This window comes from Corallococcus sp. AB018, assembly GCF_003986945.1.
Taxonomy (GTDB): Bacteria; Myxococcota; Myxococcia; order Myxococcales; family Myxococcaceae; genus Corallococcus; species Corallococcus exiguus.
The window spans coordinates 1-470 of the sequence record NZ_RAWR01000518.1 but is presented as its reverse complement, the minus strand read 5'-3'; the positions used below and the strand labels follow the sequence as shown (position 1 = coordinate 470).

At 73.0% G+C, this 470-nt stretch carries 1 protein-coding gene; it reads right to left on the bottom strand.

Annotation, left to right across the window (positions count from 1 at the left end; translation table 11 throughout):
* Positions 1-8 precede the first annotated feature (8 nt).
* Positions 9-470, bottom strand: a 462-nt coding sequence (locus tag D7Y11_RS42905) for a PaaI family thioesterase (RefSeq protein ID WP_148139304.1), incomplete at its 5' end; no start/stop codon positions are given.

The window sequence follows — 470 nt, the reverse complement described above, 5'->3', positions numbered from 1 at the left end:
GGGGAATGTCAGTTGGTGGCGGGGCTCTCGCCGGAGGCCCACGGCTGGTTGGAGACGCGCACGACGCCCTGGCAGCGGGCGCACACCCGGCCCTCCGCGTCCATCAGCTTCGCGGAGGCGAAGAGGGTGGAGGAGCCGCCGTTGTCGATGACGGCCTCCACGCGGAGGTGGTTGCCGGTGGCGGGGCGCTCGAAGCTCATGGACAGCTGGACGGTGGCGCAGCGGCGGGTGGGGTCCCTCAGCGCCGGGGTGCAGCCGATGGCGAAGTCGAAGAGGGCGGAGAGCACGCCGCCGTTGACGGCGGAGGCCCCCAGGCCGCCCCGGTGCTGCGGCTGCACCTCCGGAAGCTCCACCACCACCATGCGCCCTTCCGGGAAGGACATCCGGGCGCCGAAGTGGCGCATGGTGAGGCTCTGGGTGAACAGCTCCGCGAAGCGGTCGAGCTGGGCCTGGGACGGGCGGGACGGGGT